The sequence below is a fragment of the Actinobaculum suis genome (assembly GCF_900102025.1).
GTDB lineage: Bacteria > Actinomycetota > Actinomycetes > Actinomycetales > Actinomycetaceae > Actinobaculum > Actinobaculum suis.
On the sequence record NZ_FNAU01000001.1, the window covers coordinates 163,963 to 177,850 of the forward strand.

Here is a 13,888-nt window from a genome sequence, read left to right on the forward strand (position 1 = left end):
TGTAACCCAGGAAACTCGGCCCAGAGTAGGTGCAGAAAATAGGCGCCTGCGCCAAATATTGGCGCGGCGCCCGCGGAACGCAGTGCGGTTACTGACCGCACAACTCAGCGTGGTTACTGGCCGATGCTTGGGCTGCCGAAATCGGGGCCCAAATCGAGCTCTCGGGTGATATCGGTTTGGTTGAGTTCTTCGATATTTACGTCTTTAAAAGTAACTACTCGCACTCCGCGAATAAACCGGGAGGAACGGTACAGGTCCCATACCCACGCGTCCGTCAAAGTGACTTCGAAGAAGACGTCGCCGGCACGTGAAGCTCGCACTTTCACGTCTACATCATTGGCCAGGTAAAACCGGCGTTCGGTTTCTACCACGTACCGGAAAATCTTAATTACATCGCGATACTCGCGGAATAATGCAAGTTCGCACTCTGCTTCATAACCGTCAATTTCGCTCATGCTGGTTCCTCCTCACCCCAGGCAAATGCCAGGACACACGGTGCTGGGGGCTCACCCCGAGCGAGCTTAGCGCAGCGCCGTGACCGGCGCTCCCATACCCCTTATTACTCGCCCAATCGTAGCCGGGATATTGCTCCGCAAGCGCGACCATTACGTGATCACGCTCAACTTTTGCCACAATGCTCGCCGCGGCCACTACCGCGCAGTCCGCGTCTGCCTTCCGAACCGTGCGTACCGGAATGGCAGGAAGCACGGGACCTATTTCGAGCAGTGCGTCTGGCTCTGTTGTCCACCAATTATGCGTGCCGTCTAGCAAAACCGCATCGAGCGTGTAGCCACGTGCGGCGAGTTTGGCTAACGCATCCGCCGCGGCCGCCCGTAAAGCCCCAATAATTCCAAAGCTATCTACCGTTGCCGCACTCGCATACCCGACTTCCACCGCAAGCGGCCAGGCCCGCACCGCACTATAGAGGCCTTCACGTGCCTTTTCGCTCAACATTTTTGAATCGCGCAGGCCGGGCGGAAAAGTATCGGGCACAGTTTCGTCCACGAGGGCAATTCCTACGCACACCGGCCCAGCAATCGCACCGCGGCCTACCTCATCAACGCCGGCCAAAATAGGACCGCGCGCTTTGCTACCAGCCGGGTTTGTGTTTGCCTGCCCTTGCGCGCGCGCCGAGTTTACCGTTGCCGCTGTGTGCGTGCCGGTGGCGGCAAGCTCGGCAAGCATCTCCTTTTCCAAAGTTCTAGTGGGATCGTGCCGGTTAGCCGATTTACGGTGCTTTTGGGTGCCCTGCCGGCTAGCCGATTTACGAGGAGTGGTAGCGCCGCGCCCGTTGTTGGAGCTACGGCGAGTGGCGTGGCCGCGCTGGCTGTTAGCGCCGCGGCGACCAGTGGGGCCGTTACTGACCGCCAACCGCAACCCCTCCCGGATCCGGCACGTTTGCGAACGCCGCGGTGTTATCTGTTATCTTCCCGACCCGATCAAAGGGGTAGAAGATTATAAAGGCACGGCCCGCCACGTTATCTACCGGCACGAAACCATTCCCGGTTTCCCGCTGGTGCCAACGCGAATCCTTCGAATTCGAACGGTTATCTCCCATGAGCCACAGGTTGCCGCGCGGAACGGTCACATCGAATGCTTCCAGCGAAGGCGAAATTCCGGGAGCTAAATAAGGCTCGTCAATAGGCACGCCGTTCACGGAAATTCGTCCTTCCGCGGTACAGCATTCCACGTGGTCCCCGCCCTTACCTATCACGCGTTTGACCAAATAGTGGCCGGTATCTGCGGGAAGAATGCCGACCCCTTGCAAGATTTTTTGGCCTACTTCCGCCACCGGGTTCTTCTGTTCGGCCGGTATCGTGAGCCAACCACCCGGGTCTACGAAGACGACGACGTCGCCGCGCCGGATTTCATCTTCCGATTTCACCATGCGGTTAACGAAGAATTTATCTCCCGGTTGCAGCGTTGTTTCCATCGAGCCAGAGGGGACGGAGAAAGCCTGGACAAAGAAGGTTTTAATCACTACGGACACCAAAAGGACGGAGGCTACTACCGCGACGATTTCAAGTAGCGTGCGCTGCCAGGATTGAGTTTCTTCCGCATCCTTACTTTCGGCGTCGTTAGCAGTAACGAAACTAGCGCTACCGGTACCTGCCCCGCTACTGGCAACACTACTGGTACCCGGGGCACTACTGGTTACTACCTTTGGTTCGGTTTCGCCCCCTTCCACGTAGGACGGGCGTGCGGAGCACGGTGGGAACGAAGGCGGAATGCTTGGTGGCTCTTCCGTTACTTCACCATCTGAAGAGGCAGGTTCTGCACCAACCGAAGAAGCAAGCTCCGCATCAGCCGAAGGGTCAAGGGTGTCTGAGTCTTCCGCAGTTTCTACGCGACGGCGCACAACTTGGTCTTCGCTCATTTCCTCATCTGCTTGTGAGCTCATCGCACTCCCAGTTCCTTCTGGCATTTTTCCACATTTCCCTACGATAACTCACTGCGGCACGGCGCGTTTATCGCTGAACGTATGACAAACGCGCTTATCGCTGAAAGTAGAACATTGGGACCCGTCGCAACCGCGACGAGCCCCAATAGACAATACTGCGGCTTGCATGGCCGCGGCGTACTAGCGATCCGCGATACGTTCGCGAATACGAGCCGCCTTACCGTGGCGATCACGCAGATAGTAAAGCTTCGCGCGGCGCACAACACCACGAGAGAGCACTTCGATCGATTCGATCGACGGAGAATGCACGGGGAACTTACGTTCCACGCCAATACCGAAGGAAATCTTCCGAACGTCGAAAGTAGCCCGAATACCGTCACCCTGCCGGGCGATAACAACGCCCTCGAAGGCCTGGGTACGGGTGCGGTTTCCTTCAACAACCTTTACGTTCACGCGAACGGTATCACCGGCACGGAACTCCGGGATGTCATCGCGGAGCTGCCCGGCATCAACAGCATCAAGGGTCTGCATCAGTTTTCACCTTCCGCCACTGCGCGCAGGTCAGCAGCGATATGTACAACGTTTTAGACTCGCGTGCTCTACCCCCTGCGGCGGGCAAACGCACTTACGTGCGAGAAACAACCAAATCATTATGCCACAAGCGCGCGCATAATCCACTTGTCGCCAGTCACATAAAACGAGAGATTCGTCGCGCACGCACCCGTATCACCGCAGCAAATGTACACCAGTTTCGCTCCGCTCATCCCCCGCGGTGACTAATTCCGCGATTTCGTACCGCATCCAAAGGGGCTAATTCCGCGATTTCGTACCGCATCCGAAATGGCTAGTTTGCGTGTTGGGCCGGCCGTGGCCCCTAGCCTTTCTAACCGCCTAGTCTTTCTGGCTCCTTTGGTATTACTGCAGCTCCGGTTCTATTCCTCGGATTCCGGCCAGTCCGTGAGAATCGGACGGCCGAATACAAGGTCTTCGTTCAGAATCCCGCCTACTGTAAATCTGCGGTGGGCAAGTTTACGGAACCCAAGTTTGCGGTAGGCCTTGTGTGCACGCCGGTTCTTGCCATTCGTGCCCAGCCACACATACGGAGCTTTATAAGCTGCGAGCCGCGTGCGATACTCCTGCAAAGTTGCCTGCCAGAGCGCGCCGGCCAGCCCCGAAGAGCGCCAGTCCCGATCCACATAGAACTTCGAGAGTTCTACGAGAGGGCCTTCCCGCAAATCCCCAATCTGAGCATCTGGTGCGCCATCTTCCAGCCCGGCCACGCCATTTCCTTCCGGTATCAGACTGAGCGTATAAGCCACGGGTTCCCCATTCGCGTAGGCGGCGAGAGTAAGCCACGGCGAATCCGGATCCAAATACTCTGCAAAACGCTGCGGGCTCAGATTCTCAGCAATGAACTCCGCGATTGCCGCCTCCGTCATTTCGGGTGGGCAAGCATCCGGGAAATTGCGAGCCGCGAGCGCCGCGAGCCGCGAAAAATCATCCCGATGTGGTTCTTCGATTTGCAGACGGCACGGGTGGGCACTGTTTTTGCTCAGATACCAGCCGTGCTGGGAAAGGGCCGCACGGTCTTTTTTATCAAGATCGCTTGCTTGCAGACGAGCGATCATATCCGGGCGGCGCGTAGCCGTTTTGGCAATAGCTTGGTCGCGCCGCAGGCGCGCCACTTTCCCATGATCGCCCGCAAGCAACACTGCTGGCACTTCCAAACCGCGCCAGGCAACCGGCCGAGTGTAATTGTCATATTCGAGCAAACCGGCCCGCCCATGCGATTCCTCTACCAAAGATTCCGGATTGCCAACCATCCCGGGAATCAGCCGGGCCACCGCTTCGATCAGTGCCAGAGCCGCAACTTCCCCACCGTTGAGCACATAATCGCCCAAAGAATACTCAAATACGTGCAAGCCGCGTTGCGCGTAATGCGCGGCTACCCGGGCGTCAATGCCCTCATAGCGGCCGCACGCAAAAATAATATGTGCCGCGTGGGCAAGTTCGCCGCATGCTTCCTGCGTAAGCGGAACCCCGGCCGGCGTCGGAATTGCCAACACGGTGTTTTGTGGAACCGGTGCGGTGGCGTTTTCCGGGGCCGGCGCTAGGGCGCTTTCCGAGAGTGAGGCGGTAGCGTTTTTTATAGCTGCCGCGGTGGCGTTTTCCGGGGCCTCCCCTACCGGGCTAGTTTGGGAACGCCGTGCGAGCAAGTCGTCGATGGCCGCGCCCCACACATCTGGTTTCATTACCATGCCTGCCCCGCCGCCGGCCGGGGTGTCATCTACCGTGCGATGGACATCGTGCGTCCAGTCGCGCAGATTATGGGTCGCGATTTCGAGAAGCCCTTTCTCCTGGGCTTTACCCAAGAGTGAAAGATCGAGGACGGAGAAGAATTCTGGAAATACCGTAAGGACGTCAATATGCATAACTATTTTTCGGGCTCCTCTGCCGGTGCCGGAGCGGATGGGGCCGGAGTTTCGGCGTCGCCATCCACGATAACTAGCTCTTCTTCCGAGAACAGGCCCGGCGGTGGATCCATCACCACACAGTTATCGTCTATATCTACTTCGGTAACGATTTCGCTAACGAAGGGAACGCGCGTGATCCGCCCATCTTGTTCGCGTACGAGTAACAGGTCTTGGGCCACACCGTGTTCGAGCCCGGCCACAATCCCCAATTCATAGCCTTCCGGATCCAGTGCTTCCAGCCCGACGAGTTCGTGGGGATACCAGGCGTCATCTTCCGGTTCGTCTTCATCCGATTCGATCACGAGCCGCGTGCCCCGCAATTCTTCCGCGGTATTGCGGTTTTTCACCTCTTCGAACATAACGAAAAGCGAACCTTTGTACTCGCGGGTGCGGGCCACCGTGAGCGGCCCAAATTCCGCCGGATCTGTTTCGAGCTTATTACCGATTCGCAAACGTTTTTCCGGCGCATCGGTACGGACCTCGAGCCGCACCTCGCCCTTCAGGCCCTTCGCGGCGCCAATCACGCCTACCGTCAGCTGCATTACGTCTCCCATTCGTGCCGTTTGTGCGCACTTGTGCCGTTTCTATTATGGCGGTTTATACGGCGCCCGTGGGGCGGCGGGGAGCCGTACCCACTTTTTGCAGAGCGCCCCGATGCCGCCTACCAGCGCCTCATTATCGCATGCCGGAGCCTTGTTCCCGACGACGCCGAACCACCGCAATCTTCATACCCGTACCGGGTAGGTTACCCCGTCCCGTTCAGATCAACACCATCCCTAGCTAGTTAAACACCACCCTGACTAGCCCATCGCCCTTCCGGCCAGAGCACCGCCGTCCACGGCCAGCTCAACGCGGCCCCGGGTAGATCAACGCACCCGCGGTGGCATGTACAGGAAAGGCCGGCCCACCCTGCGGGGTGGACCGGCCTCACCAGTTAGCCGCTATCTCAACTAGCTCAGTTTGCTGAACTTGCTGAACTAGGCGATATCGGTTTCGATCACATCAACTCGCACGCCACCGCGCCCGGCAAGTGCATTCATTACCGTGCGTAGGGCTTTAGCTGTGCGCCCACCGCGTCCAATAACACGGCCCAGATCATCCGGATTCACGCGAACTTCGAGAAGTTCACCGCGGCGGGTTTCCTTGGAAACAACTTCCACTTCATCCGGCGCATCTACGATTCCCTTAACCAGGTGTTCGAGCGCTTCAACTAGCATTAGTTCTCCTCAGTGGCCGGAGCTGCAGCTTCTGCAGAGCCTGCTTCTTCCGCCGCGGCTTCTGCTGCCGCTGCTTCTTCCGCAGCCTTCTTCTCAGCTTCTTCCTTGGCCTTGGCTTCGGCTACGGCAGCGCGATGCTTTTCAGCTTCATCCTGCACTTCCGCCACTGCCGCCTTGCGAGCTTCTTCCTTGTTAACGGTTTCCGGGAACCGCAGCCGGCCTTCCTGGCCATCACGATAGCCCTTGAACTTCTGCCAATCGCCGGTCACCTTGAGCTGCGCGCGGACCGGATCCGAAGGCTGTGCGCCCACGCCGAGCCAATACTGGACCCGTTCGGAATCAATAAGAATCGTGGACGGATTGGTGTTCGGATCGTAGTAGCCGATCTCTTCAATCACGCGGCCGTCGCGCTTCTTACGTGCATCGACGACGACAACCCGGTACTGCGCCGCACGGATCTTACCCATGCGCTTCAAACGAATTTTGACTGCCACTTGTGCGGTCATGCCTTTCTGACTTAAGCGGACCCGAAGGGACGTTGGGGGTAACTACGCACACCATTCGCGCCCATGAACAAAGAAGCATCCCAATTGAGAGGGCTTGAGACCTTCCAAGTACAACCGTTTATTCTGCCAGAAAATCCGGGGTTATAACAGTTCCTATTCTGGTGGAGCGCATCACCGCTGCTAGTTGCTAGCCAGCGGAGTTCCGCACCCTGGTCTTCCGCCGCGCTCCTTGCCCGAGATGGCGAAACGGCCGAGTTTCCGGGACAATAGCAAAGTGCAGGACAAGCAACAGGTGCAAGCAGGTGCGAGACGCGCAGCAGACGCAAACGCCAAACTGGTAGGACAGGCGGAACAGGCGGAACAGGCGGAACAGGTGAAACACTCACAAAACACACAGCCAAAGAAAGTCAATCTAATTGCCTACGCGTGGCTGTCGGTAGCAGCCGCAGTCATCACTATTGCTTTGAAAACGGGGGCATATTTTTTGACGGACTCCGTAGGCCTCCTTTCTGATGCCGCAGAATCGCTGGTCAATTTGGTGGCCGCGGTAATCGCTCTGCTCGCGCTGATTGCCGCCGGGAAGCCGGCTGATATCAGCTATCAGTATGGGCGCACGAAAGCAGAATACTTTTCTTCCGCGGTGGAGGGCGCCATGATTTTCGTGGCCGCAGCGGTGATTATCGTTTCGGCGGTGGATCATCTGCTCCATCCGCAACCGCTTTCAGATCTGGGTTGGGGCATTCTCGTAGTAGCAATCGCCTCGGTACTCAACGGCGCGGTGGGCACTATTTTATTGCGGGCAGGTACAAAACACCGCTCAATTAGTTTGGAAGCGGATGGGAAACATTTGCTCACCGATGTGGCTACCTCCGTCGGCGTCGTGGTTGGGATCGGTTTGGTGGCGGTAACCGGTTGGGAGCAACTCGACCCGATTATTGCGATCCTGGTAGCCGTCAATATTCTGTTTACGGGAACAAAACTCGTGCGTGAATCTTTGGCCGGGCTGATGGATGCTGCGCTCCCTGCTGCCGAAATCGAGAAAATAGTGCAGATCTTGCGTAGCCACGCGCGAAAAAATATCCGTTTCCACGGGCTGCAAACGCGGGTTTCTGGGCGCGATTCATACGCAAACTTGGACATGCTAGTCCCCGGTTCGTGGACGGTGTGGGAAGGGCATGAGGCAGCGGAAGACCTTGCCGAAGAATTGCGCGCAGCGGTGCCGGGCCTGCGGGTACTTATTCATGTAGAACCCTTGGAAGATCCGCGTTCCTACGAAGACATTCCCGAAGGTTATGTACCTTTGGGCGGGGTGGTAGATGCGATTCCCGACGTCGTTATCGAAGCTCTCACCGAACCGGAACCTGTTCCAGAACCTGGGGCCGAACGGGGCCCCAAACCGGTATCGGAACCTGTTCCAGAACCTGGGGTTGCGGGCGAACAAGGCCCAAACACGAACTAGCTGCCAAATGGGGCCCCGAACCGGAACCGGGGCTAACCCCCTCGCGTCAAGCCTCGCGCTAAGCCTCGGCCAGCCTGCCGCGCCCTCACCGGAAAAGTAAGTGCAACCACGACGCCGGTAGCCAACACCACTAACTACCGCAGGAAACGCTTCCCTTCGTCTACCGCAAGAAACGCTTCGCCTCGTCTACCGCAGGAAACGCTTCAGCTCGTCCAGGTCGATATCTGGTTGTTCCCCGCCGGTTTGCCCCGCGTTACCGGGCAGGCCGAGCCCGCCCAAACCGGCCGCAAGATTCGCGTCTTGTGCACCTGCGCCGAAGGCACTGCCCGCACCCGCACCGCCAAATGCAGACCCGGAAGGGTTAGCCGCCCGGGCTTGTTCGCGCCGCTGTGCAGCTGCTGCGGCTTCGGCTTCCTGCCGGGCCCGTTTTGCGGGATTACCCGAACGGCCCTTCTTGTTTCCAGAACGGCGCTTTTGAGCCCGCTTTTGCCGCCGCGAACCGCCGCCCGCACCGGGCATTCCTGGCATGCCGGGCATACCGCTCGACATTTGCTGCATAACTTTGCGGGCTTGAGTGAACCGTTCGATCAACGAATTAATTTCTTGCACGGTGGTGCCTGAACCGGCGGCGATACGCTGCCGGCGCGAACCGTTGAGGATCTTCGGGTTGGCGCGTTCTGCGGGCGTCATGGATTGGATGATCGCCTCGATACGCACCATGGAAGATTCATCCCATTCGTCCAGCTGCTTCCGGAATTGGCCCATGCCCGGAAGCATGCCGAGCAACTTCTTCATGGAACCCATGCGCTTGATTTGGTTCATTTGCACCAGGAAATCGTTCAGATCGAATTCCCCGGCGCTCATCTTCGTAGCGAGTTCGGCCTGTTGTTCTTCACTCCAGGTGCGTTCAGCCTGCTCAATAAGGGTGAGCACATCACCCATATCGAGGATGCGGGAGGCCATGCGGTCGGCATGGAACTGTTCAAAATCGGTGAGTTTTTCACCGGTGGAAGCAAAGAGAATCGGCTGCCCGGTAACGCCGCGGACCGAAAGTGCCGCACCGCCTCGCGTATCGCCGTCGAGCTTGGTAACTACGACGCCGGTAAAGCCCACGCCTTCCTGGAAAGCATTGGCGGTAGCTACGGCATCTTGGCCTACCATGGCGTCAATGACGAAGAAAACTTCGTCCGGGTTCACCGCGTCGCGAATATCTGCCGCCTGCTTCATGAGGACTTCGTCGATACCGAGCCGGCCGGCCGTATCAACAATAACCGCCGCGTATCCCTCACTATCGGCATGGGCAACGCCGCTCCGGGCAACTTCTACCGGATCTCCAACCCCGTTCCCCGGTTCGGGCGCCCACACGTCCACACCCGCACGCTCCCCTACTACCTGGAGCTGTTGGACGGCATTGGGCCGCTGCAAATCGGAAGCCACGAGGAGCGTTTTACGGCCCTGCGTCTGCAACCATTTCCCGAGCTTGCCGGCGAGCGTGGTTTTACCGGCACCTTGTAGCCCGGCGAGCATAATCACCGTGGGCCGGCCTTGGGCGTAATTGAGATCCCTGGCCTGCCCACCCAGCATTTCTACGAGTTCGGCATAGATGATCTTGACGATCTGCTGGGAAGGGTTGAGCGCCTGGGAACGTACCGCTCCCGTAGCCTTTTCCCGGACATTAGCCGTGAACTCACGGACCACCGGCAGGGCCACATCTGCATCCAGGAGGGCGCGGCGGATATCCGTGATGGTCTTATCCACATCCGCCTGGGTGAGAACCCCTTTTTTGCGAATATTCTTGAATGCTCCGGTAATGCGATCGGAAAGAGAATTAAACAAGTCCAGCCTCGGTCAATCAGTTACGTCCATTTACGGTCACATCCCCGCCAGCGCGCGGCCCCGCGGCACGCGGCCTACCAGCACCGCTCCCGGCACCCGGCAAGGATACGAATCTGGGGATAAGTCTACGCGGTCCCGCCCGTCCGCGCCCTCCCGGTGGGAAAACCCTCTTTCTTTCCCAGCTTTTTGTAGGTTTTCCGGCGTGGTTTTCGCGACGCGTTTTTGCCGCAGGATTTCCCGGCGCGGTTTCGGGGTGGGCCTTCGGGATCGGTCTTCGCAGCGCGGTTTTGGGGCGCGGTTCCCAGTGCGTTTCCCAGTATGTTCCCCGCCGCGGTCTTGCGGCGGGCACGCGTGCGTTTAGGGCACCAGGAAGCGCAACGCGCCGGGCACAATTCGCACGCGGAATGGCGCTGGGCAGACGGCTTCCCCATCGGCATGGCAGGTAAGCCCACGTGCCCCGGCCACGATGATTTCTTGCCCGCGGATTACTTTCACTTCGGGGACTTTCGTAAAACCGCCGGTGAACAGACGCGGAATATTTGCGCCCAACCGGATTTTTCCAATCCCGCCCACTACTGTCGTGTTGAGTACGCCGTCGTCGGGCTGCGCACCGACGCCGATCGGGAATCCGCCGCCATAAAAACGGGTGTTGCTGACCGCGCATAAAGTCATCCGCTCGTCATGTACCAGTTCCCCGTCCGCATATATTTGCGCCGGGACGGCCCCGTAGTTAGGCAGTTCGACAAGGAGGGAAATCACGTACCGGAGGGTGCCACGCGGCCAGCTAAACGAATTTGTGCGGGCAACAATGCGCGAATCGAAACCAATACAAGCAATCGTGGCGAACCACTGGCCGGTGCGAGTTCCCGCGGGTAGCGGCTCCACGTAACCAAGATCCAGCGGCTGAGCGTTTCCGGCGGCAATCACCGCGGCGGCGCGGCGCGGATCTTTGCTAATCCGCAAATGCCGCGCGAAATCGTTCCCACTTCCCGCCGGAATAATACCTAACGGCATATCGGTTCCCGCGGTCTCTTGCAAAACAGCGTGCAAAAAACCGTCTCCACCGAAGATTATGAGCGCATCGGTATCGCGGGTACGCAAGCGTTCCCGTACCACCATCTGCGTGACCTGCGAGTTTCCGGTCATCGTTTGGTGGACGGTGACCCCCAGCTTTTCCAGTTCGCGCACGAACTTGCGAAGTTTGCTTGCATACCGGCGTACGGCCGCCGGGCGGTACAGCAAAGTTACGTTTTTGATCTTCATATTCGTCACATAGCTTTAGGGCGGCGCGGGCCGGAACCTACACCTAGTTCCTATGTGCTTTCCGGTGCTCCGTGCCGCCTCGTGCGCTATTTTTCTTCTATACCGAGCAGGGAATCGACGAAATCTTGCGGATTGAAGGGCGCCAGATCGTCCGCCCCTTCGCCCAGCCCCACCAGTTTCACCGGCACGCCCAGTTCGCGTTGCACAGAAATAACGATGCCGCCCTTCGCGGTACCGTCCATCTTGGTCAGCACAATTCCCGTAATTCCGGTGACTTCCGCGAAAACTCGTGCCTGTTGCATTCCGTTTTGGCCCGTCGTGGCATCCAGCACGAGTAATACTTCGCTGACGGGTGCTGTGCGTTCCATAACGCGCTTGATTTTGCCCAGCTCGTCCATGAGCCCGGCCTTGTTTTGCAGCCGTCCCGCGGTATCAACGAGCACTACGTCAAGCCCTTCCGCATCGGCGCGGTGTACGGCGTCGAACGCTACCGACGCCGGATCGGCACCTTCCTTATCGGAGCGTACGGTTTCCACGCCCACGCGTTCTCCCCAGGTTTGCAACTGGTCAGCCGCGGCGGCACGGAAAGTATCCGCCGCGCCCAGGAGTACAGTTTTTCCTTCGGCGCGCAGCAGACGGGCGAGCTTGCCAACCGTCGTCGTCTTTCCGGTACCGTTCACACCCACCATGAGGAGCGAAGCCGGGTGGACGGCTCCCTCCGCGTCTTCATGCCGGGCCAGGTTGAGTGACCGATCCATATCGGGACCAACGAAACTGAGTAGTTCTTCGCGCAGGATTTGGCGCACTTCTTCTGGGTCGCGAGTGCCGGCCACTTTCACGCGTTGGCGCAGGTTGTCCATGATTTTTTCGGTGGATTCGAGCCCGACGTCCGCCATGAGGAGCGTATCTTCCAGCTCTTCCCAATCGGCGGCGCTTAGATCGCCCCGCGAAATAATCGAGAGGATAGCTTGCCCAAAGCCGCCGGCGCCGGCCAGCCGGGCGCGCAAGCGCTGCATGCGCGAAGGTACCGATTCGGGCTGTTCGATAGCGACGGCGGTAACGGTGGTAGGCGTTTCTTCTGCAGTTTCAGGGGATGCTGTTTCCGTTTCCGCGGTGGTGAGTGCTTCCGCCTGGGTGGCTTGCCGTTCGAGTTCTTCCCGCCGCGCGTTCTTCCGGATCGCAGAAACGAGCAGGGGCACCAGGAGGAGTGCCAAGACGACGGCGATGACAATTGCAATAATGACTGGAGTATCCACCTAGCCAGTTTCGCAGAGCTCACACTGCTTTTCCAGCATTATTGCCCACGCAACTCGTGAATATGAGCAACCGGGCACCCGCCGGGGCAAACTGGTTTTTTAGTGCAAGCTGGTTATTTGGTGCGGCGTGTTAGGCCGTACGCCGGTCAGGGAATTCGATCTTACCGGAGGACGGTTCCCACGCACTTGCTTCGGCCTTGTCGAGCCAGGCCAAAAGGTCTTCCCGGTTCATAGCGGCTTCGCGTTGCGCATCTTCAAGCGAACTCACCGGCCGCGGCTCTTCTACCAATTCCGCGGTTTCTGCCAACACCGAAGCTTCCGCCGGGTTGGAAGTTTCCGCGGGCGCAGCAGCTTCGGCCGGAGCGGAGGTTTCTACCGGGGCCGGTGTTTTTGCCGGCGCAGCAGTTTCCGCTGCGGCGGGAGTTTCGACAAACGTAGCAGTTTCCGCCACCGCGGAAACTGCGGCCGGGGCCGGAGTTTCAGTTGCTGCGGCGGTTTCGCGCAGGCTCGGCCACTTCACTTCGAAACCTTCGCTGCCGATGCCGGTTTCTTCCGTTTCTCGAATCTCGGGAGCTGCTTGCGCCTCTGGGACCGCAGCAGCAACAGTTTCGGGCCTTTCCTCCGGCCTATCTGCTGCAGGCTCCGCCTCCGTAGAGATGGTATTGGAAGCGGTGTTGAAAGTGGCTGGCTCCGGCGTCGTCGTTCCTACCGGCGCGGTGCGAGCCTCACTGTCTGTACGCGTGCGCCGCGCTTCCATCGCCTGCCACCCATCGGCCCAGCGTTCCGCGTAAGGGCGGGCAGCCGGCCGGCGCGGAACCGCAACCGCCGGCATATTAGTAGCGAAATCATAATTCGGGGCGCCGCTACGCGAAACGGTTGGTGTTGGTATGGCCGCCGAAGCGGGCGAAACCGTTTGCTTTGCGGCAGGTAGGTTGTGCGGCGTCGTGCGGTTCTGCGCGAGCACCGTGCGGTTCTGCGCGAGCGCCGTGCGGTTCTGCGTGGGCGACGTGTGATCCTGCGGGCGCAATGTGTGGTTCTGCACGGGTTTCGTGTGGTTCTGTAAGCCCGGAGAATCCGCCGTTACCTGGTCATTTTGCGGACGTTGCATATTATCCCGCAATCGCTCCGTCCCACCGCGCAACCGTTGCCGTGCCTTACGCGAAACATTCTTCTCTGCCCGGCGGAAGCGATCGAGCTGGTCCTCCACAGCTTCCGCCGAAATATAGGCCTCCGATTCCCGCGGGAACTCTTCAAACATAGAGGCGACGCGCTCATCTTGAGCTTCCACCTTGTATTGATCAAGGTTGAGCTCATCCGCACGCATTGCTTGCCACGATTCAGACACCCAATCGGTAGGATTCCACCGTCGGGGGCTCAAAGTTATTCCAATAGCGACGACGACTACGCCGACGATCACAGCAAAAACAATGAAGAGAACCAACACGATCTGATTATCTCAAGTGTTTGGCCCGAAAT

The 13,888-nt window shown here is 58.8% G+C and carries 13 protein-coding genes; 1 reads left to right on the top strand and 12 read right to left on the bottom strand.

Going from position 1 to position 13,888, the window contains the following annotated elements:
- Positions 1-113: 113 nt before the first annotated feature.
- The 8 genes from BLT47_RS00680 to rpsP form a co-directional block, all read right to left on the bottom strand.
- Positions 114-455 carry a DUF2469 domain-containing protein gene (locus BLT47_RS00680; RefSeq protein WP_049618763.1) on the bottom strand — a complete coding sequence of 114 codons (342 nt, stop codon included), beginning with the start codon at positions 453-455 and terminating at the stop codon, positions 114-116.
- Positions 442-1,371 (bottom strand): ribonuclease HII, encoded by a 930-nt coding sequence (locus BLT47_RS00685; RefSeq protein WP_256332479.1) that lies wholly within the window; start codon positions 1,369-1,371, stop codon positions 442-444. The genes BLT47_RS00680 and BLT47_RS00685 overlap by 14 nt, the downstream gene beginning before the upstream one ends.
- Complete coding sequence (lepB, locus tag BLT47_RS00690; protein ID WP_256332480.1) at positions 1,358-2,401, bottom strand: signal peptidase I; 1,044 nt, start codon at positions 2,399-2,401, stop codon at positions 1,358-1,360. Before lepB ends, BLT47_RS00685 begins: the two co-directional genes overlap by 14 nt.
- Positions 2,402-2,581: 180 nt before the next feature.
- The gene (gene rplS, locus BLT47_RS00695) at positions 2,582-2,932 is read right to left on the bottom strand and encodes a 50S ribosomal protein L19 (protein ID WP_049618764.1); all 351 of its coding nucleotides are present in this window, start codon (positions 2,930-2,932) and stop codon (positions 2,582-2,584) included.
- Positions 2,933-3,333: 401 nt separating this feature from the next.
- Positions 3,334-4,833: a tRNA (guanosine(37)-N1)-methyltransferase TrmD gene (gene trmD, locus BLT47_RS00700; RefSeq protein WP_074660686.1), complete on the bottom strand. Its 1,500-nt coding sequence runs from the start codon at positions 4,831-4,833 to the stop codon at positions 3,334-3,336.
- A gap of 2 nt (positions 4,834-4,835) precedes the next feature.
- A complete protein-coding gene (gene rimM / locus BLT47_RS00705) occupies positions 4,836-5,429 on the bottom strand; it encodes a ribosome maturation factor RimM (protein ID WP_320753530.1) in 594 nt (197 codons plus the stop codon).
- 423 nt (positions 5,430-5,852) lie between these two features.
- Positions 5,853-6,092, bottom strand: a complete 240-nt coding sequence (locus BLT47_RS00710) for an RNA-binding protein (protein ID WP_049618767.1) — start codon at positions 6,090-6,092, stop codon at positions 5,853-5,855.
- Positions 6,092-6,598: a 30S ribosomal protein S16 gene (gene rpsP / locus BLT47_RS00715; RefSeq protein ID WP_065414629.1), complete on the bottom strand. Its 507-nt coding sequence runs from the start codon at positions 6,596-6,598 to the stop codon at positions 6,092-6,094. Before rpsP ends, BLT47_RS00710 begins: the two co-directional genes overlap by 1 nt.
- Before the next feature lie 274 nt (positions 6,599-6,872).
- Between rpsP and BLT47_RS00720 the strand changes: the two genes are divergently transcribed.
- Complete coding sequence (locus BLT47_RS00720) at positions 6,873-8,057, top strand: cation diffusion facilitator family transporter (RefSeq protein WP_256332484.1); 1,185 nt, start codon at positions 6,873-6,875, stop codon at positions 8,055-8,057.
- Between the two features lie 186 nt (positions 8,058-8,243).
- Here the strand turns inward: BLT47_RS00720 and ffh are convergent, their stop codons facing one another.
- From ffh to BLT47_RS00740, 4 genes are all read right to left on the bottom strand, one after another.
- Entirely contained in the window at positions 8,244-9,893 is a 1,650-nt protein-coding gene (gene ffh, locus BLT47_RS00725; protein WP_049618768.1) for a signal recognition particle protein, read from the bottom strand.
- Between the two features lie 357 nt (positions 9,894-10,250).
- A complete protein-coding gene (locus BLT47_RS00730; protein ID WP_074660688.1) occupies positions 10,251-11,156 on the bottom strand; it encodes a diacylglycerol/lipid kinase family protein in 906 nt (301 codons plus the stop codon).
- Between the two features lie 86 nt (positions 11,157-11,242).
- Positions 11,243-12,412: a signal recognition particle-docking protein FtsY gene (gene ftsY / locus BLT47_RS00735; RefSeq protein ID WP_065414632.1), complete on the bottom strand. Its 1,170-nt coding sequence runs from the start codon at positions 12,410-12,412 to the stop codon at positions 11,243-11,245.
- Between the two features lie 130 nt (positions 12,413-12,542).
- On the bottom strand, positions 12,543-13,856 hold the full coding sequence (locus tag BLT47_RS00740; protein ID WP_143021725.1) for a hypothetical protein: 1,314 nt from the start codon (positions 13,854-13,856) through the stop codon (positions 12,543-12,545).
- Between the last annotated feature and the right edge of the window lie 32 nt (positions 13,857-13,888).

Coding starts and splice junctions, on each gene's coding strand:
- BLT47_RS00680 (WP_049618763.1), bottom strand. CDS start 455: ATGAGCGAAATTGACGGTTATGAAGCAGAGTGCGAACTTGCATTATTC.
- lepB (WP_256332480.1), bottom strand. CDS start 2,401: ATGAGCTCACAAGCAGATGAGGAAATGAGCGAAGACCAAGTTGTGCGC.
- rplS (WP_049618764.1), bottom strand. CDS start 2,932: ATGCAGACCCTTGATGCTGTTGATGCCGGGCAGCTCCGCGATGACATC.
- trmD (WP_074660686.1), bottom strand. CDS start 4,833: ATGCATATTGACGTCCTTACGGTATTTCCAGAATTCTTCTCCGTCCTC.
- rimM (WP_320753530.1), bottom strand. CDS start 5,429: ATGGGAGACGTAATGCAGCTGACGGTAGGCGTGATTGGCGCCGCGAAG.
- BLT47_RS00710 (WP_049618767.1), bottom strand. CDS start 6,092: ATGCTAGTTGAAGCGCTCGAACACCTGGTTAAGGGAATCGTAGATGCG.
- rpsP (WP_065414629.1), bottom strand. CDS start 6,598: ATGACCGCACAAGTGGCAGTCAAAATTCGTTTGAAGCGCATGGGTAAG.
- BLT47_RS00730 (WP_074660688.1), bottom strand. CDS start 11,156: ATGAAGATCAAAAACGTAACTTTGCTGTACCGCCCGGCGGCCGTACGC.